The organism is Flavobacterium sp. GW821-FHT11G01, from assembly GCF_058808175.1.
Window position 1 is genome coordinate 390,513 of sequence record NZ_JBXARK010000004.1, and the last position, 19,343, is coordinate 409,855.

The 19,343-nt window shown below is 31.8% G+C and carries 19 protein-coding genes; 9 read left to right on the forward strand and 10 right to left on the reverse strand.

The annotated features are described in order from the left end of the window. The first annotated feature begins 117 nt into the window (after positions 1 to 117). The 7 genes from AC1RRN_RS10560 (at position 118) to AC1RRN_RS10590 (ending at position 6,907) form a co-directional block, all read left to right on the forward strand. Positions 118 to 486 carry a BlaI/MecI/CopY family transcriptional regulator gene (locus AC1RRN_RS10560; RefSeq protein WP_375031510.1) on the forward strand — a complete coding sequence of 123 codons (369 nt, stop codon included), beginning with the start codon at positions 118 to 120 and terminating at the stop codon, positions 484 to 486. 11 nt (positions 487 to 497) lie between these two features. Next, positions 498 to 2,111 carry a M56 family metallopeptidase gene (locus tag AC1RRN_RS10565; RefSeq protein WP_492967266.1) on the forward strand — a complete coding sequence of 538 codons (1,614 nt, stop codon included), beginning with the start codon at positions 498 to 500 and terminating at the stop codon, positions 2,109 to 2,111. Between the two features lie 30 nt (positions 2,112 to 2,141). Then, on the forward strand, positions 2,142 to 2,510 hold the full coding sequence (locus tag AC1RRN_RS10570; RefSeq protein WP_492967267.1) for a BlaI/MecI/CopY family transcriptional regulator: 369 nt from the start codon (positions 2,142 to 2,144) through the stop codon (positions 2,508 to 2,510). Between the two features lie 5 nt (positions 2,511 to 2,515). Beyond that, on the forward strand, positions 2,516 to 4,264 hold the full coding sequence (locus AC1RRN_RS10575) for a M56 family metallopeptidase (protein ID WP_492967268.1): 1,749 nt from the start codon (positions 2,516 to 2,518) through the stop codon (positions 4,262 to 4,264). 30 nt (positions 4,265 to 4,294) lie between these two features. After that, a complete protein-coding gene (locus tag AC1RRN_RS10580) occupies positions 4,295 to 5,740 on the forward strand; it encodes a serine hydrolase (protein WP_492967269.1) in 1,446 nt (481 codons plus the stop codon). An 81-nt stretch (positions 5,741 to 5,821) separates the two neighbouring features. Further along, positions 5,822 to 5,962, forward strand: a complete 141-nt coding sequence (locus AC1RRN_RS10585; RefSeq protein ID WP_492967270.1) for an SsrA-binding protein — start codon at positions 5,822 to 5,824, stop codon at positions 5,960 to 5,962. A gap of 99 nt (positions 5,963 to 6,061) precedes the next feature. Further along, positions 6,062 to 6,907 carry an EamA family transporter gene (locus tag AC1RRN_RS10590; protein WP_492967271.1) on the forward strand — a complete coding sequence of 282 codons (846 nt, stop codon included), beginning with the start codon at positions 6,062 to 6,064 and terminating at the stop codon, positions 6,905 to 6,907. An 89-nt stretch (positions 6,908 to 6,996) separates the two neighbouring features. On the opposite strand, the gene AC1RRN_RS10595 is transcribed toward AC1RRN_RS10590, so the two are convergent. After that, positions 6,997 to 7,551: a fasciclin domain-containing protein gene (locus tag AC1RRN_RS10595; RefSeq protein ID WP_492967272.1), complete on the reverse strand. Its 555-nt coding sequence runs from the start codon at positions 7,549 to 7,551 to the stop codon at positions 6,997 to 6,999. 211 nt (positions 7,552 to 7,762) lie between these two features. Here AC1RRN_RS10595 and AC1RRN_RS10600 point away from each other — a divergent pair, with 211 nt between their 5' ends. After that, positions 7,763 to 8,203, forward strand: a complete 441-nt coding sequence (locus AC1RRN_RS10600; protein WP_492967274.1) for an ExbD/TolR family protein — start codon at positions 7,763 to 7,765, stop codon at positions 8,201 to 8,203. A 95-nt stretch (positions 8,204 to 8,298) separates the two neighbouring features. Next, positions 8,299 to 8,835, forward strand: coding sequence for an ExbD/TolR family protein (locus AC1RRN_RS10605; RefSeq protein ID WP_492967275.1), 537 nt, complete (start codon positions 8,299 to 8,301; stop codon positions 8,833 to 8,835). Between the two features lie 311 nt (positions 8,836 to 9,146). Here AC1RRN_RS10605 and rpsA read toward each other — a convergent pair whose 3' ends face one another. The 9 genes from rpsA to lon form a co-directional block, all read right to left on the reverse strand. Continuing rightward, positions 9,147 to 10,925 (reverse strand): 30S ribosomal protein S1, encoded by a 1,779-nt coding sequence (rpsA, locus tag AC1RRN_RS10610; protein ID WP_089354646.1) that lies wholly within the window; start codon positions 10,923 to 10,925, stop codon positions 9,147 to 9,149. Positions 10,926 to 11,283: 358 nt separating this feature from the next. Continuing rightward, positions 11,284 to 11,640: a hypothetical protein gene (locus AC1RRN_RS10615; protein WP_492967276.1), complete on the reverse strand. Its 357-nt coding sequence runs from the start codon at positions 11,638 to 11,640 to the stop codon at positions 11,284 to 11,286. Positions 11,641 to 11,797: 157 nt separating this feature from the next. Next, the gene (locus tag AC1RRN_RS10620) at positions 11,798 to 11,926 is read right to left on the reverse strand and encodes a hypothetical protein (protein ID WP_492967277.1); all 129 of its coding nucleotides are present in this window, start codon (positions 11,924 to 11,926) and stop codon (positions 11,798 to 11,800) included. A gap of 128 nt (positions 11,927 to 12,054) precedes the next feature. Beyond that, complete coding sequence (locus tag AC1RRN_RS10625) at positions 12,055 to 13,431, reverse strand: nucleoside permease (protein WP_492967278.1); 1,377 nt, start codon at positions 13,429 to 13,431, stop codon at positions 12,055 to 12,057. 68 nt (positions 13,432 to 13,499) lie between these two features. Beyond that, positions 13,500 to 14,192: a (d)CMP kinase gene (cmk, locus tag AC1RRN_RS10630; RefSeq protein WP_492967279.1), complete on the reverse strand. Its 693-nt coding sequence runs from the start codon at positions 14,190 to 14,192 to the stop codon at positions 13,500 to 13,502. Between the two features lie 44 nt (positions 14,193 to 14,236). Continuing rightward, entirely contained in the window at positions 14,237 to 14,839 is a 603-nt protein-coding gene (locus AC1RRN_RS10635) for a murein L,D-transpeptidase catalytic domain-containing protein (RefSeq protein WP_492967280.1), read from the reverse strand. Between the two features lie 50 nt (positions 14,840 to 14,889). Next, positions 14,890 to 15,489 carry a murein L,D-transpeptidase catalytic domain-containing protein gene (locus tag AC1RRN_RS10640; protein ID WP_492967281.1) on the reverse strand — a complete coding sequence of 200 codons (600 nt, stop codon included), beginning with the start codon at positions 15,487 to 15,489 and terminating at the stop codon, positions 14,890 to 14,892. A 9-nt stretch (positions 15,490 to 15,498) separates the two neighbouring features. Continuing rightward, positions 15,499 to 16,518 carry a type IX secretion system protein PorQ gene (gene porQ / locus AC1RRN_RS10645; RefSeq protein ID WP_492967282.1) on the reverse strand — a complete coding sequence of 340 codons (1,020 nt, stop codon included), beginning with the start codon at positions 16,516 to 16,518 and terminating at the stop codon, positions 15,499 to 15,501. A 173-nt stretch (positions 16,519 to 16,691) separates the two neighbouring features. Next, entirely contained in the window at positions 16,692 to 19,145 is a 2,454-nt protein-coding gene (gene lon, locus AC1RRN_RS10650) for an endopeptidase La (protein ID WP_492967283.1), read from the reverse strand. Between the last annotated feature and the right edge of the window lie 198 nt (positions 19,146 to 19,343).

Below are 19,343 nucleotides of genomic sequence, written 5' to 3' on the forward strand. Positions count from 1 at the left end.
TTTGAATAGATTTTCTGTGCTTTTATCTCAAAACAAACTTAATTTTTAGTTAAATAACTATTTTTATAGTTGCGTAACTAGAAAAATAGTTGTAGGTTTGAATTAAAATTATAAAACATGCAAAAGTTAACCAACAAGGAAGAAGAAATCATGCACATTTTATGGAAGCTTAAAAAAGCTTTTGTAAAAGAGGTTCAGGCTGAAATCACTGAAGATCAACCGCATTACAACACACTTTCGACTATTGTTCGTAATCTTGAGGAGAAAGGTTTTGTGGCGCATAATGCATTTGGTAATACACATCAATATTACCCTATTATTACTTTAGAAGCCTATAGTAAAAAGTATATGAAAACGGCTATTGATAACTATTTCAATAGTTCTTATAAAAACATGGTTTCGTTTTTTGCTAAAGAAGAGAAAATCTCGGCGGCAGAATTACGCGAAATTCTTGCTATGATCGAAACTCCAAAAGAAGACAAATAACACTATTTTTTATGGAAGCACTTTTCATTTATATCGCAAAATCATCTGGATTGGTTATATTATTTTATTGCGCTTATTATTTTTTGTTGCGCAAAGAAACTTTCTTCAATAGTAACAGATGGTTTTTGTTGACTGGTTTAATTACTTCTGCAATACTTCCTTTTATAGTTTATACTAAAGTAATTTGGGTTAATCCTACTCCACTTTCGAATGTAAATTATTCCTCTTTGGTTTCGGCTCAGATAGAAAAAGATGTACTTACAATTGACTGGAATTTAGTCTTAATAGCTGTTTATAGTATTGGATTTTTAGGCTTAGTGATCAAATTTGCTTTTGATTTTTATAGTTTAAATTCCGTTCTAAAGGGAAAACAAATAAAACAACAAGCTGATTTTAAATTTGTTGATATAAACGAAAACATAGCTCCTTTTTCTTATTTTGAATATATAGTGTACAACTCATCAATGTACACGGCTTCTGAATTAGAAAGTATTCTCGAGCATGAAAAAGTACACAGCGATCAAAACCACACTATTGATGTTTTAATTGCAAGAGCTTTTTCCATATTATTTTGGTTTAATCCTGTTATTTGGTTTTATAAAAAAGCCATAACTCAAAATCTTGAATTTATTGCAGATAAGGAAGCTGCTCAAAAAATAGCAGACAAAAAAGCGTATCAATACACGCTATTAAAAATTACAACTCATGAAAGTTGTCTATCAATCACCAATCATTTTTATCAATCATTAATCAAAAAACGAATTGTCATGTTAAACAAAAATCAATCAAAAAAAAGGAGCTCCTGGAAACTCTATGTCGTGATTCCGGCACTCGTCGCTTTTGTGTTATTATTTCAAATTGAAGTAATTGCAAAAGAGAAAAGAGAAATTGCAAAAAAGGAAGCTAAAGAAAAAGAGGGTACTGTTGATGTGTATAAAATCAACAAAAACACAACTGATCAGCAATTGAAAGAGATGGCTGAAAAAATGAAGCTAAATCATGATGTTGATGCAAAGATTTCTGATGTTGAAAGAAATTCAGAGAATGAATTAATAGCTATCAGATTTGATCTGAAAAGAGGTGCTGAACAATCACAGTCTTATCGAATTAAAGGAAATAAAGCAATAAAAGATTGTGAAATCGTTATTGAGACTGAAAACGACGGTTCTAAAAAAATAGGTTTAAAAACGGATAATCAAATTGACGAAGTTAAAATCATTGATAAAGAAAGTAAAGTTGAAGTAAAAAAAGTAAAAAACGCTAAAATTAACTGTAATGTTAAAAATACTGATAATACTCATACAAGCATTAGTACAAGCAATAGTGCAAATAGTGACACTAATGTAAACGTGCATACAAACACAAATGTAAAAATTGGTTTTAGTACAAATGTAGTTTCTGAACCAAAAATGCAAACAAGCATAAATATGGTAAGAAATGGAAATAATACTAATACGCAATCAAACCAAATAATTATTGTTGACGGAGAAGTTGTGTATAGTGGAAACATTAAAGATTGGGATCCTGAAAACAGTAAAACAGTTCGTGTATATAAGAGTTCAAAAACAACAACTAAAGATGGAGATCAAAATAAAAATAGCGTAATCGAAATTGAAACCGAATAATATTTTTTGATTTTTTAACCAACCAAAACCATGTTAAAACTAACCAATAAAGAAGAAGAAATAATGCACATTTTATGGAAGCTTAAAAAGGCTTTTGTAAAAGAAATTCAGGCTGAAATTACGGAAGATCAACCGCATTATAATACGCTCTCCACCATTGTTCGTAATCTGGAAGAAAAAGGATATGTAAGCCATAATGCCTTTGGAAATACACATCAATATTACCCAATTGTAAGTATTGAAGATTATCGTAAAGGATTTATGAGCACTGCTATTGATAACTATTTCAACAGTTCTTATAAAAGTATGGTTTCATTTTTTGCCAAAGAAGAAAAAATCTCTGCGGCAGAATTACGTGAAATTTTAGCTATGATCGAAAAACCAAACGAAGATAAATAAGCATTATGGAAGCACTTTTTATTTTTATCGCAAAATCTAGCGGATTATTAATTCTGTTTTACTTCGCTTACTTTTTTCTACTTCGCAAGGAAACTTTCTTTAATAGCAACAGATGGTTTCTTTTGGCTGGATTGATCACTTCTGTAGTATTGCCGTTTTTGGTTTATACTAAAATTGTCTGGGTTGACCCTACTCCAATGCCTGCTATGAATTATTCTCCTGTTTATATTCCGCAAACTAATGCCATTCCGGAAGCATCATTTGAAATTAATTGGAATTATGTTGTAATTGCAATTTATGGAATTGGATTTTTGGCTCTTATCATAAAATTTGCAACTGATTTTTACAGTTTAAATTCTGTTTTAAAAGGAAAAAAAATACAGCAGGAAGCCGATTTTAAATTTATAGATATTGAGGAAAACATTGCGCCATTTTCTTATTTTGATTATATCGTATACAACTCATCACTGTACAGCGCATCAGAATTAGAAAGTATTTTGGAGCACGAAAAAGTACATAGCGATCAAAATCATACTGTAGATGTCATTATTTCAAGAATATTCTGTGTGCTGTTTTGGTTCAATCCAATTATTTGGTTGTACAAAAAAGCAATTCTTCAAAATCTTGAATTCATTGCCGATTATGAAGCAGCAAAAAAAATATCAGACAAAAAAGCGTATCAATACACGCTTTTAAAAATAACAACGCATGAAACGTGTGTTGCCATCACCAATCATTTTTATCAATCATTAATCAAAAAACGAATTGTCATGTTAAACAAAAATCAATCAAAAAAAACAAATTACTGGAAGTATTGCACCATAATTCCAGCACTGGCGGCATTTGTGTTTTTATTTCAAATAGAAACTATTGCTCAGGAGAAAAAAGAAGCTCATGAAGTTACTAAAACCACTTCAGATGATGTTTACAAAATCGAAAAGACAACAACAGATCAGGAATTAAAAGTAATCTCTGAAAAAATAAAACAAAAACACGATTTTGATGTTGCTATATCCAATGTAAAAAGAAACACAAATAAGGAATTGACAGCCATTAAAATGAACATCAAAAAAGGAGCTCAAGAAGTTCAAACCATTCAAATTGATGGAGATGAGGCAATAAAAAGCTTTGGTTTGGTGGTATCAACTGAAGATAATAATATCAAAAAAATTGGCGTTGTTACAGATGGTGATACAAATAACTCCATGATGCTTCAGGATCGCGTTGCAGATGTTGAAGAAGCAAACAGTCCGGATGTTAAGAATATTGTACCTCCTGCACCCCCAGCTCCTCCTGCCAGAATAGGTAATATTGCACCTCCAGCTCCGCCAATAGCGCCTGCTTTCCCTGGAGGATCTATGCCTAAATTGCCAGCTATTGATATGTCCAAAATGCCTAAAGCTCCAGCGCCACCGGCAAACCCAAGAGATAAAGTAGCAATGGCTAAATTTGAAAAAGATATGGCCGAATTTGAGAAAAAAATGGAAGCTTTTGAACCAGAATTATCTGCGTACGAAAAACAAGTTGATGAAATCATGTCTAAACATGAAGCATTGTACGGCAAGGATATGGAAAAGTATGAAATTGCCATGGAAAAATTCAATGTTGATATGGAAAAGTATGCCAAACACATCGAAGAAACAGTTGGAAAAGATATGAAGGAGTATGAAAAAAACATGAAAGAGTATGAAAAGGACATGAAAGCCTATGAAAAGGAAATGAAGAAACACGAGAAAGATTATAAAAAATCTTAACTTAAAATTATTTAATTCTAAATTTCATAAATGAAAAAATCTCTTTTCATCACCTTTCTTTTTGTTTTAAATCTCTCGTTTGGTCAAAATAACGAAAGTAAATCTACAAAAGACGAAATTGATCATTACATTAAAAATGTAATTGATATAAACGAAATTCCGGGAGTGGCCTTGGCTGTTATAAAAGATGGAAAAGTAATTTATGAAAACTATTTTGGTAAAGCCAACTTAGAAGAAAATAAAGCAGTGGATAAAAACACTGCTTTTAAAATTTTTTCCACAACCAAATTAATCACAAGTGTTGGTGTTTTTCAACTTATAGAAACTGGAAAGTTATCTTTAGAAGATCCCATTTCTAAATACTTAGATAACCTGCCAAAAGAATGGCAGGAAATAAAAGTCAAAAATTTACTGACACATTCGTCTGGTCTTCCTGATATTGTTCAATTTCAAGATATTCCATTTTCATTGCCGTATTCTGAAAAAATTTCTTTGTTATCAAAAAAATCAATGCAATTTGTTGTTGGAAATCAATACCGTTATAATCAGACAAATTATTTGTTTTTAGCTAAAATCATTGAAAAAATAACAGGTTTAACTTTTGAAGAATATATTTTAAAAAATCAGTTTCCGGAAGCAAAATCTGACGTTTTCTTTTTATCTGATTTTGGACAAATTACTCGAAAAGGTGCAGTTCGCTATAATTATAATTTAGAAAATAAAAAATATGAGAAAAACAACTACAATAGCGGTCCAGATTCACATTCAGCTAATGGCTTAAATATTACCCTCTCTGAATTTATCAATTGGAATCAAAATTTGGACAACAACATTTATTTAAAAAAAGAAACCAAACATGACATATGGAAACCTTTTCCGTTTGCAAACAATACAGATCATTTTGCGTACGGATGGGAAATTGTTTCAGTAAACAAAAAACCTTCGTATGGCTTTACTGGAGGAAATGAAACAGCTTTTAGAAAATTTACAGATAACGATTTAACAATCATCTTTTTATCAAATGGGCATAAATACTCTAATTTATATGTGCAAAGTCAGGTTATAAATCATGTAGCTGCAATTGTAGATAAAACCCTAATGGACGACTATCTTTTAGCTGGAGAAAAAATTAATCAGGATTTTTTGAAACTCGACATTTCAGCATCAGAACAAAATTATTTGAATATCAAAAAGAATCATCCTGATTGGAATTTTGAATATCGCTTAAATGCTATTGGTTATACATTAATGAATTACGGAAGATTAAATGACGCCATTAAAGTTTTTGAATTAAATACAAAAGAAAATCCAAAATCAGGTAATGCTTTTAATAGTTTAGCTGAAAGTTATTTTAATAACAATCAACTGAAAATTTCTCATGATAATTATAAAAAATCTTTAGAATTGATGCCAGAAAACAATAATACTAAAGAAATGCTGGAAAAAATTGATAAACTATTGTCTGAAAAATTATAAAACCAAACTATTTTAAACCACAAAAAAGACTTTGCTCAACTGCAAAGTCTTTTTTTATATCTTTGAAAAAACAAACCTACTATGTTTAAAATTTTAGCCAAAATCAATAAAATCCTTTTACCAAGTTTTACTAAGCAAGGATTAGACATTTCAAAAACAAAAAAGTGGCAGATGGCTATTATTGGCTATCGCGCTTATGTTACAAAACGTGCTTTAGAATAGTTTGTAAAAAATTATTTTTTATCTCAATTTTCTATTCAATAAGTTAGAAAATACATCTGACAAAACGTATTTGAGGTTTTGTCATCACTACAATTTTTCATGAAAAATAAAGAATTCAACATTCCGCCTGTTCCCGCAGTACTTTTGGCTATTATTAGTGTACAATGCGGTGCTGCAATTGCTAAAACGCTGTTCCCGGCAATTGGAGCGGCAGGAACTGCGTCTATCCGAATTGGTATTTCGGCGCTAATTTTATTACTGGCTTACAGACCTAACCTAAAAGCAATTACACGTGAACAATGGAAAATTGTAGTTCCGTACGGTTTATCTTTGGGTGCAATGAATTTAATTTTTTATTTCGCTATAGAAAGAATTCCGATTGGTCTGGCTGTAACTTTAGAGTTTATCGGCCCTTTATTAGTCGCCATCTTTGGATCTAAGAGAATGATCGATTATTGTTGGGTTTTGCTTGCAGCAGCCGGAATTGTGTTAATAGCCCCCTGGTCAAATGACAGAATCGATTCACTAGGTGTACTATTTGCACTTTTGGCGGGTGCACTTTGGGCTGCCTATATTGTTTTGGGTGGAAAAATTTCTAAGATTATGAATAGTGGTCAGGCAGTTTCTACCGGAATGTTGTTTGCTGCTATTTTAATTCTTCCTTTCGGACTTTTCGAGAATGGATTAGCTAATCTTACTCCAAAGTTTTTCGGGATGGGAGTTGCACTTGCTCTTTTGTCTAGTGCTATTCCGTTTACTTTAGAAATGAAAGCTTTAGGACAGCTTCCACCACGTACTTTTAGTATTTTAATGAGTTTAGAGCCTGCCGCTGCAGCTATTTGCGCTTTTATTTTCTTGCAGGAAAATTTAAGTTTTTATGAAATTCTGGCTGTGGTTTGTGTTGTTGTGGCTTCCGCTGGGTCAACTTTAACTGCAAAGCGATAAAACTATAAAATCTCAATAAATTTAAAAATTCCAAATTCCAGTTTTAAAATTGGGATTTGGAATTTTTATTATTTGGAATTAAGTAAATATTACATTTTTGGTAATAAAACAGTATCAACTACATGAATCACACCATTTGATTGATTCACATCTGCAATTGTTACTTTAGATTTGTTACCGCTTTCATCGCTTATGTATAAATCTTTTCCATCCATCCAGGCGGTTAGAGTTCCACCACTAACAGTTTTAAGCGTAGCTTTTCCTTTACCCATTTTAATTGCTTTAGCAATATCAGAAGAATTCATTTTTCCTGCAACAACATGATAGGTCAAGATCGTTTGTAACATTTTAAGATTTTCTGGTTTTAATAAAGTTTCAACAGTTCCTGCTGGTAATTTATCAAATGCTGCATTTGTTGGAGCAAATACAGTGAATGGTCCTTTGCTTTGTAATGTTTCTACTAATCCGGCAGCTTTTACCGCAGCTACCAATGTTGTATGATCTTTTGAGTTTACTGCATTTTCAACAATATTTTTATTAGGATACATTGCTGCTCCACCAACCATAACTGATTTTTGTGCAAATGATGTAAATCCGAATGTCAAGGCTAAAATTGCTGCGGCTAAAAATTTTCTAGTTTTCATAATTAATATTTTAAGTTATAAGCTCATTTACGGTGATATATTTGTTTTGGTTTTGCGAAAAATCTAAAAAAGATTTAAAAACATTAAAATATCTTCAAAAACAACTGTAATACAAGGTATTAATACTAAAATTTATTTTCAATTATTTTTAAAACTTCGATCGTTATTGTGTTAATTTTATTACTAACTTTCGTAACAAATAGATTCATTTATGGAAAATCTACCTAAAAAAGTAAGAAGTAAAAAGTTAAGTACAAGAGTTGATTTAACCGCAATGGTCAGCGTATCTTTTTTGCTGATTATATTTTTTATGGTGACGATTGAGTTAGCGAAGCCAAAAAGCTTTGATTTAGCACTACCAGATAAAGAGCGTGGTGGATACGGTGGCTGTGTACGTGGAAATCGTTTATATACAATTTTATTGGACGAAAATGATAAAATTATAACTTATTCAGGAATACTAGAATTTTATCTGGATACAGCAAAAAAAATTGAATTTGGAAAGGATGGAATTCATAAGGAAGTATATCGAAAAAAGAAAGAAGTAAGTGATTATATGATATCACTTGGAAAGCCAAAAAACGGTGTAATCGTAATTATAAAACCAAGCCCTAAAAGCAATTTTAAAAAATTTGGTAGATATTTTAGATGAAATGAAAATTGCAAAAATAGATACTTATGCAATTGTAGATGAATTTACTGCGGAAGAATCAAAATTACTAGCTTCAAAATAAAAAAAGTCAAACTATGGAAAACCTAACTAAAAAAGTAAGAAGTAAAAAGTTAAGCACAAGAGTTGATTTAACCGCAATGGTGAGCGTATCTTTTTTGTTAATTATATTTTTTATGGTTGTTGGTGAATTATCCAAACCTAAACTTATGGATTTGAGTTTGCCTGAAAGATATTCCGACAAAGAATTTACCTGTGTTATTAGTTGTGGGGGCGATCCAAGTCGTATTATTACAATTTTATTAGATGAAAATAATAAAATAATTACGTACTCAGGTCTTTTATCTGTGACAAGAGAAAATCCAAAAAAATTAGATTATAGCAAAAAAGGAATTCGTAAAGAGTTATTTGAAAAAAACAGTAAAATTATAGAATATTTGACAGCACTTGGAAAGCCAAAAAATGGTGCAATTGTAATCATAAAACCAAGCCCAAAAAGCAATTTTAAAAATTTGGTTGAAATTTTGGATGAAATGAAAATTGCAAAAATCGATACTTACGCAATTGTAGATGAATATACTGCGGAAGAATCAAAATTATTAGCTTCAAAATAAAATGCCAATTCTTTAGCCCGAGGCTTCGGGATTAAATGCCAGGTAAAAGACTCATTGCTATGCACTTCTGCCACAACATAATACAAACATAGCCAATGATTTCAACATTGGAGCGCAAAGAATATCACAATACGTCTCCCACGGTTGAAACCGGGGGCTATATTTTAAATAGATTCAAAAAAACTTAGCACAACGACCTGAAACAAAGAAAACCTGATACAAGGCTTTAGCCGAATTGGCGAAGCAAACAAAAAAGCATAAAAAAAGTCCCACATTGCTGTGGGACTTTCTATTTATAAAAAAGCTAAGAATTATTTTTTCTCAGTTTTCTCCATTTTAGCTTTTAATGCAGCTAATACATCATTGTTATCTCCTAAAGTTGCAGCTGGTGCATTTGTAGAAGATGCAGATGAAGTATTTTCAGTTGCAGCTTTCACGTTTTTCTCTTCTTCTTCACGGAAGATAGCAGTGTGAGAAGCAACTACTCTTTTGAATTCTTTGTTGAATTCAATTACTTTGAAATCAGCAGTATCACCTTTTTTCAATTTCTTTCCGTCTTCTTTTTCAAGGTGACGAGTAGGAATGAAAGCAACGATATCATCTCCGAATTCTACAGTAGCTCCTTTGTCAACGATTTCAGAAATTTCACCATTGTGGATAGTTCCTACAGCGAAAGAATCTTCGTATTGATCCCAAGGATTAGCAGTAGTTTGTTTGTGACCTAAAGATAATTTACGTCCTTCAACATCTAATTCTAATACAACTACATCAAGTTTTTCACCAACATTTACAAATTCAGATGGGTGTTTGATTTTCTTAGTCCAAGAAAGGTCAGAAATGTAGATTAATCCATCAATTCCTTCTTCTAATTCTACGAAAATACCAAAGTTTGTAAAGTTTCTAACGATACCTGTATGTTTAGAACCTACTGGGTATTTAGAAGTAATGTCAGTCCATGGATCTTGAGTCAATTGTTTGATACCTAATGACATTTTACGGTCATCTCTATCTAAAGTTAAGATAACAGCCTCAACAACATCTCCAACTTTTACGAAATCCTGAGCAGAACGTAAATGAGTTGACCATGACATTTCAGAAACGTGGATTAAACCTTCAACACCTTCAGCAACTTCGATAAATGCACCGTAATCAGCGATTACAACTACTTTACCTTTTACTTTATCACCAATAGTTAAATTAGCATCTAAAGCATCCCATGGGTGAGCGTTTAATTGTTTCAATCCTAATTGAATTCTTGTTTTCTCATCATCGAAATCAAGGATTACAACGTTTAATTTTTGGTCTAATTCAAGAACTTCACTTGGGTGGTTGATTCTACTCCAAGAAAGGTCAGTAATGTGAATTAATCCATCAACACCACCTAAGTCAATGAACACACCATAAGAAGTAATGTTTTTAACAACACCTTCTAATACTTGTCCTTTTTGTAATTGACCGATGATTTCTTTTTTCTGTACTTCGATATCAGCTTCGATAAGCGCTTTATGAGATACAACAACGTTTTTGAATTCGTGGTTAATTTTTACCACTTTGAATTCCATCATTTTGTTTACATATACATCGTAGTCTCTAATTGGCTTAACATCAATTTGAGAACCAGGTAAGAAAGCTTCAATTCCGAAAACGTCAACGATCATACCACCTTTAGTTCTGCATTTTACAAAACCATTAACGATTTCTCCTGTTTCATTTGCAGAAATAACTCTATCCCATGATTTAATAGTACGTGCTTTTCTGTGAGATAATACTAATTGACCTGTTTTATCCTCACGGATGTCGATTAATACTTCTACTTTGTCACCAACTTTTAAGTTTGGGTTGTAACGGAATTCGTTTAAAGAAATAACACCTTCCGATTTTGCGTTGATATCAACGATAACGTCTCTATCTGTAATTCTAACAACTACACCTTCAACTACTTCTTCTTGATCTGTAGCGATGAAAGTTTTTGAAACTAGTTCTTCGAATTCTTGTAAGTTTTTCTCATCTACTGCATCAATTCCTTCTTGGAAGTTATGCCAGTTAAAATTTGCTAAAAACTCTTCTTGTGATTTTAATTGTTCAGACATGCTCTGATAAAAATTTGTATTCTGTTTTCCTCGAGTTTCATAAAGCAGTAGAAAAAACAGAAGTTGTTTTACATAAATAGTTGATACCTAAAGGAAACTCTTCTTTGCCAAAAGGTTTGCAAAATTACTACAAATATTTGTAATAGCAAAACAATTCTAAATGATTATCAGTCAATTGGTCAGGAGCAGACGATTTAGGCTATTTTAAGACGTTCAGTCCCGCTATACGTTACAATCTTTTGTACCGAACCCCGGTACAAAAGGATTTTCACTTCTATCGGGGCTAGATAAGAAAGTTTTGTAGTTTTAAGAATCTTAAATTCTGATATTTACTATGTACACCTATCTTTTACAAAGATTATATTCTACTTCTTTTAATCCAAAATAACCCTCCCAAAACAGAAACCGGTGCAAAAATAAAAATCGCCAACAATTGCGTCCAGGAACTACCACTCGACTTAAAAAGTGAAAAAGTCGCAAAACCAGCCATGATAATAAAAAGCACATAATTGACTTTCATATTTCTTGTCTTTGCAATCAATTGAGTCACAAGCCCGCTGATAAACGAAAAAACGGTTCCGTAAACAAATGTCCAAGCCATAAATAACTTAGAAGCCTCCTCATGCGGATTCACTTCTGAAAATTTAAAAAGAAATATAGAGCTAATTACAAATAATGCATAACCGATAATAACTCCTAAAATTTGTCTAATCATAATCGAACAACTTTTAATTACAAAATCAAATTTAAGTTTTTTAATAGAATCTTAATCTTTTAAAAGTTACTTTTTAAAAACAACAAACCCGACAGGTTTTAAAAACCTGTCGGGTTTAATATGTGCAATTATCTTTGACAAAGACTTACTTGAGATATTATTTCAATTTAGAAATATGTTTGAGAAGTCTTTTCTCGTATTTATCTCTTTCTTTAGTTTCAATTTTTCCGATACACTTGTCTTTCACTTCAGAAAGAGAATATAATTTTATTTTTGTCTTTGCCATAACATTCGATTATATAATTCATTTAATAAAAAAATACCACAATGATTTCTATGCGGAAATCATTGTGGTATTTTTATTTATTTTTTATTCTAATTTTCAAAACAAAAGTCTTGAAAAAAAACTTTTTCTTAATGACTCAAATTCTCCAATTCTTTTGGATCATGTTTATGTTTAAATAAAACGGCAAAAGCAATTGCAATAACCAAAGCATAAGCCGCAAATGACAACCAGATTGTGTGCCAGTCTTTCATTAAAATTGGATTGCTGAAAATTCCTTCCGGAGAAACTGAATTTCCCTGACTTTTTACAAATTCTAACATTTTAGGATTTGTAGTTTCCGTTTGCAAAAATCCTGATAATTCAATTGTATTACTGAAAGATTTAGTAAAGAAACGATCAATTGCCCAACCTGAAGTTAAACTTCCTAAAACAGCTCCTACTCCATTGGTCATCATCATAAATAAACCTTGTGCAGAAGAACGAATTTTAGAATCAGTATTACTTTCAACAAATAATGAACCTGAAATATTAAAGAAGTCAAATGCCATTCCGTAAACGATACAAGACAAAATAATCATCCATAATCCGCTTACAGGGTCTCCAAAAGCAAATAATCCAAAACGCAATACCCAAGCCAACATAGAAATCAACATTACTTGTTTGATTCCAAATCGTCTTAAGAAAAACGGAATCGCCAATATAAATAAGGTTTCAGAAACCTGAGAAATTGACATGATGATAGTCGAATATTTGATTACGAAAGAATCAGCATATTTTGGAAAATGTTTAAATTCATCTAGAAAAACATCTCCGTAAGCATTTGTCAATTGCAAAGCACCTCCTAAAAACATAGAGAATACAAAAAACAAAGCCATTTTATAATTTCCAAAAAGCTTGAAAGCTTCTAATCCTAAAGTCTCCGTTAGCGAAGCATTTTCTTTAGTTAAACGCTGTGGTTCGCATTTTGGCAATGTAAACGCGTAAACTCCAAGAATTAAAGCTCCTATTCCAGCAATGTAAAACTGGTATTCAGTTGCTTTACTTCCACTTAAATTTGTAATCCACATGGCGACAATAAAACCTATTGTACCCCAAACACGAATTGGCGGAAAATCCTTTACAATATTCTTATCATTAAGTTTCAGCGAAGTATAAGAAATAGAGTTACTCAAAGCAATTGTTGGCATATAACAGCACATTGCAACCAACATTACGGCAATAAAAGTATCGGGTGTTGTAACCTGTGCAATTCCAAATAAAACTAATGCATAAGCAATATGTAGAAAACCATATAATTTTTCGGCATTAACCCAACGATCCGCAATAATTCCTGTTAAAGTAGGCATGAATAAAGAAGCAATTCCCATGGTTCCGAAAACAAGACCAAATTGAGTTCCTTCCCAATTTTTAGTTCCAAACCAATAATTTCCAATTGTAATAAGCCACGCTCCCCAAACAAAAAATTGAAGAAAACTCATTACGATCAATCTGTTTTTAATTCCCATATGATGAAATTGTCTTTTAAATAAAATGAAGCGGTAAAACTACCATTAAAAATGATATCTGCAAAAAATTAAGCCGTTTTAACAACATCATCTATCAATTCTAAAACAGCTGCAAATTGTTCTTCTCTGGTTAAGTAAGAATTATCTATTTCAATTGCATCGTCAGCGATGATTAAAGGAGAATCTTCGCGATGGGTATCTATATAATCTCTTTCTACAACATTCTTTAAAACATCTTCATAAGACACATCATCGCCTTTTTGTTGTAGTTCGTCAAAACGTCTTTGTGCACGGGTTTCGGCGCTTGCGGTCATAAAGATTTTTAATTCTGCATCTGGAAAAACAACAGTTCCTATATCTCTTCCATCCATTACGATTGCTTTGTTTTTTCCCATTTCCTGTTGTTGTTCTACTAATTTAGAACGTACTTCAGAAACTTCAGCTACTTTACTAACATAATTAGACACTTCAATAGTTCTGATTTGTTTCTCTACATTTTCGTCGTTTAGATACATTTCAGCAAAACCTAAATCAGCATTAAATTTAAATTCTAATTGAATTTTCGATAAAGTTTCAATCAATGATTCTTTATTAAAAAAATCAGTTCCAATAAAATTATTCTGCATTGCAAACAAAGCTACTGCACGATACATTGCTCCGGTATCTACATAAACATACTCCAGTTCTTTTGCCAATTGTTTTGCCAAAGTGCTTTTTCCTGTTGACGAAAATCCGTCGATTGCAATCGTAATTTTTTTCAATTTTTTCAATTTTAAATTTAATTTTAAGTCGTTTGATCGTTCCGCTAGTAATAAATACTCATAACAATATTTGACTCAGAACCATCAATTATTTTAGCAGTTCTTTCAAAATATTTTTTATTGACCATTGGACAACCAAAACTGTTGCAAATATATCCTTTTTGCTCTTGATATGGAACCTCAAAATAGTAATGAAAAACAATATCTCTATGAAATGCATTACTATTAGTTTCATCTAATCCGTACAGTTTATAAGCTTTCCCAAACTTTCCATAGTAAGGGTTTCCAATATAATATTTACCCAATGAAGTACTTAATGAATTTGGAACGTTACTAAATTTCAATTTCCCTTTAACTTTGGTTTCTGAGCCTGAACCATGAGCAACCAAACCTTTATCAATAATTTTATTAGTCTTTAAATCATAAACAAAAAAACGATTCTTGCCTGACGGTATTTTCATATCAATAAAAAATGCAATTCTTTTATTGTATTTTTTATTACCTTCTATCAGTTTTTTAACTTCATTTATACGCTTAACATCAATTGTTACGCTAGCAGATGAAAAATGTTTATTGCTTTTATAAAAAAAAATATAGCCTATAAAAACAAAAAGTATCATAAGAAAAACGATTAAGATCTTCTTCATATGATACTTGGTTATTATTTTAAAATATTAAACTAAATGAAAGCGTCTGCCTAATAATAGATATCCAGGATAATTTTCGATTTAGAACTATCAATTATTTTTTCAATTCTTTTAAAGAATTCTTCGTTAACCATTGGGCAACCGTGACTGTTTGAAATATAATATTCCTGCTCATCAAGAGGAACTGCAGAATAATGATGAAGCACTATAGCTCTTTTTAAAGCGTTATTATTACTTTCATCTAATCCATTTAAACGGTAGGCTTTTCCAAATATTCCTTTGTAGCATTTCTCGATTGAATATCTGCCTAATGCTGTGCAATTAGAATTTGGTGTATTGCTAAATTTAAGTTCTCCTCTAATTCCGGTTTCAGAACCTGATCCGTGAGCTACAAGTCCCTCATCTAAAATTTTGTTGTTTTCCAGATCATAAACAAAGAATCTGTTTTTTCCGGATTTTATTCTCATATCTACTAAAAAAGCAATTTTAGTATTGTATTGAGGACCGGCGTAAACCATTTCTCTTACAGTGTTTACATGATAATTAATTCTTTCGATTTCAATCTCCGAAAGGGATTCATCTTTAAAATTAAGCTTTGAGGTGTTAAAAAGACCTGTTGTAAAAAATAGAATTAGATAAAATAGTTTCATAAATATTACCTATTGAAAGTTTAAAATTAGCCCAAAAAGACTCGTGTTTGCTGCCAAAGTATATCTTGAATATGAATAATTAAATTTTAAACGATTCATTTTCAAACCAAATCCTAAAGAAATCCCTGAGAAATTACGTTGTTCATCTATTCTCAATTCTTCTGCCCTTCTAAAATTGTAACCTAACCTTAAATTGACTGCTTTTTGAGGGAAAAGTTCCACACCAAAAACAACATGTCGCAAAGCATTATTTACAAAGGAAACTTTTTCCTCACTTGTTGTTCCATCAATATTGGTTTCTCCCCGAACAGGATTCGAAAAAGAGATATTCCATTGTTGTAAATTTTCTAACGAAAGATGCCAACGAAGCGGAACATGTTCTAATTCTTGCGAAACACCAGCAATGATTTCAAACGGTAAATTCTCCTGTATTCCTGAATAAGTAGTGAACTGTGTACCAATATTTCGAAATACTAGAGCCAAATTTACATTATTTTTTTGAATTTGATACATAATTCCCACATCAATTGCTCCACCAATAGAATTATAACTTTCTAGAGTCGAAGTTATTAACTTTGCATTTGCTCCAATATGAACATCTGTAAAGGGAATATTATAGGCGTAACCCAGAGAAAGCGCGCCTTCGCTTCCTGAAAAATCTGAAGTTGCCTGACCATTTTCGTCATAACCTTCAAACGTTCCGTAATTAACATAACTTACACCTGCATAAAAAGTTTGAACATGTCGATCATAAGTATAAGCATACGAGGCCGTTCCGTAAGAAGCTTCTCCGTAATAACTCCCATAATTCATTGCTAAATGATTGTCCATATCTTCATTTAAAGCTGCAGGGTTTGACATTGCCTGATTAACATCTTCATCATAAATTGTTATGTTTTCTCCTCCTAACGCTGCCTGCCTTGGTGACGAGGTCAGATTAAGAAACTGATAGGTGTAGCGCCCTCCAATTTGCCCGTAGGAAATCGAACAAATCAAGATAAAAAAAAGTAAAACAAATCGTTTTAACATGCTTTTGGGGCGATTCCTATATGGGAATAACGCAAATACAAATATAAAATTATATAACAGCAAAAATAAAATTAAAGCTTAAATAAATTTCAATAAAAAAATCCCAAACTCCACTCTGATTAATTACAGTTTGGAATTTGGAATTTTAAAAATAGTAAACTTTTTATTGACGCTTATTTCAGTGTTTTTGCGTTTTTTGCATTCTGATCAGTTAACGCTAAAGCAAGTACTTCGCTCATTTCTTTCACATAATGAAATGTCAGACCTTCTAAGTATTCACCTTTAATTTCATCAATATCACTTTTGTTTTCATGGCACAAAATAATTTCTTTAATACCAGCTCTTTTAGCAGCAAGTATTTTCTCTTTAATTCCACCAACTGGTAAAACTTTTCCACGAAGTGTAATTTCTCCCGTCATTGCCAGGCTTTTTTTCACTTTCTTTTGAGTTAACAAAGAAACTAAAGACGTTAGCATTGCAATACCGGCGCTTGGTCCGTCTTTTGGTGTTGCTCCTTCCGGAACGTGTAAGTGAATATTATACTTTTGGAACAACTCTGTATTTAAACCTAACTTTTTTGCATTGGCTTTAATATATTCTAAAGCAATCGTAGCAGATTCCTTCATTACAGTACCTAAATTTCCTGTAATACTCAATGAACCTTTTCCTTCAGAAATTAAAGATTCTATAAATAAAATATCACCACCTACACTTGTCCAGGCTAAACCTGTAACAACTCCGGCAACATCATTATTTTCATATTTATCACGCTCTAATCTTGGCACACCTAGAACAGTAACGATATCTTCATCTGTAACTTTTTTATTGTACTCCTCTTCCATCGCAACCGCTTTTGCCGCATTACGAATTACCTGAGCAATTTTAGTTTCTAAATTACGAACACCAGATTCACGTGTATAACCTTCTACGATTTTCTCCAATTGTTTTTTTCCAATGGTTAAATCTTTAGATGTTAATCCGTGCGCTTCTAATTGTTTTGGAAAAAGGTGTCGTTTCGCTATTTCTACTTTTTCTTCAATAGTATAACCTGACATTTTGATTACTTCCATTCTGTCACGCAAGGCAGGCTGAATTGCCGCCATATTATTTGACGTAGCGATAAACATTACTTTAGATAAATCATAACCCATTTCAAGGAAATTATCATAAAATGAACTGTTTTGCTCCGGATCTAAAACTTCTAATAAAGCTGAAGACGGATCACCGCTGTTTCCGCTTGATAATTTATCGATTTCATCTAAAATAAAAACAGGATTTGAAGTTCCGGCTTTCTTTAAACTTTGAATAATTCGACCTGGCATTGCACCAATATAAGTTTTTCTATGTCCGCGAATTTCTGCTTCATCACGCAAACCTCCTAAAGAAATACGCACATATTCACGTCCTAAAGCTTCGGCAACCGAACGACCAATAGATGTTTTTCCAACTCCCGGAGGTCCTGTCAAACAAATAATTGGCGATTTCATATCATTACGAAGTTTCAATACAGCCAAATGTTCAACCATTCTTTTCTTAACTTCTTCAAGTCCAAAATGATCTTTATCTAATATTTTCTGAGCATATTTTAAATCGAATTTATCTTTAGAATATTCGCCCCAAGGCAATTCTAAAAATAACTCCAAATAGTTACGCTGAATTCCAAAATCTGGTGATTGCGGATTCATTCTACGCATTTTAGATAATTCTTTTTCGAAATGTTTCTGCGTTTTTTCGTCCCATTTTTTGGTTTTCGCTTTCTGTCCCATTTCGTCCATTTCTTCTTCCTGCGAAACGCCACCCAATTCTTCCTGAATGGTTTTCATTTGCTGGTGCAAGAAATATTCACGTTGTTGCTGATCTAAATCAAAACGAACTTTTGACTGAATGTCATTCTTTAATTCTAATTTTTGAAGCTCGACATTCATATAACGCAATGTTTCCAAAGCGCGTTCTTTTAATCCATTTATCGATAATAAGTCTTGTTTTTCTTTTACCGACAGATTCATATTAGAAGAAACAAAATTGATTAAAAACGACTGGCTTTCAATGTTTTTAATCGCAAAAGTAGCTTCTGAAGGAATGTTTGGACTTTCTTTTATAATCTGAATAGCTAATTCTTTTACAGAATCTAAAATTGCAGTAAACTCGCTGTCATTTTCTTCAGGGCGCTTCTCTTCTACTTCTTTAATAGTTGCTGTAATATAAGGCTCTTCTGAAACTACTTCATCAATTTCAAAACGCTTCTTCCCTTGTAAAATAACCGTTACATTTCCGTCAGGCATTTTTAAAACACGAAGAATTCTGGCTACTGTACCAATTTTATGAATATCATCTTTAGACGGATCTTCGTCTTCTTCGTTAATTTGAGAAACTACACCAATAATTTTTCCGCCTGCATTGGCATCATTTATTAGTTTAATAGATTTATCCCGTCCGGCAGAAATTGGAATAACAACTCCCGGAAATAAAACAGTATTACGTAAAGGCAAAATAGGTAACGAAAGCGGAAGCTCTTCGTTATTCATTTCCTCTTCGTCTTCTGGAGTTAATAATGGAATTAATTCTGCTTCTGAATCAAATTCTTGAAGTGACAGATTGTCAATAGTAAGTATTTTATGATTTGACATAATAGTATATAAGTCGTTTTGTCATTAAAAGTTGAATCCAAGTTGTAAATTTAATCTCAAATACTCTCGTTTTTAATAAAACTATAATAAGTGATTCCTTTACAACATAGGCGGTAAAAATAGACAATCATTATGCCAAATGCAAAGAGTCAGTTTTGAAATTCAATTTTTAAGTGACAAATCTAATTATTTCAAAAA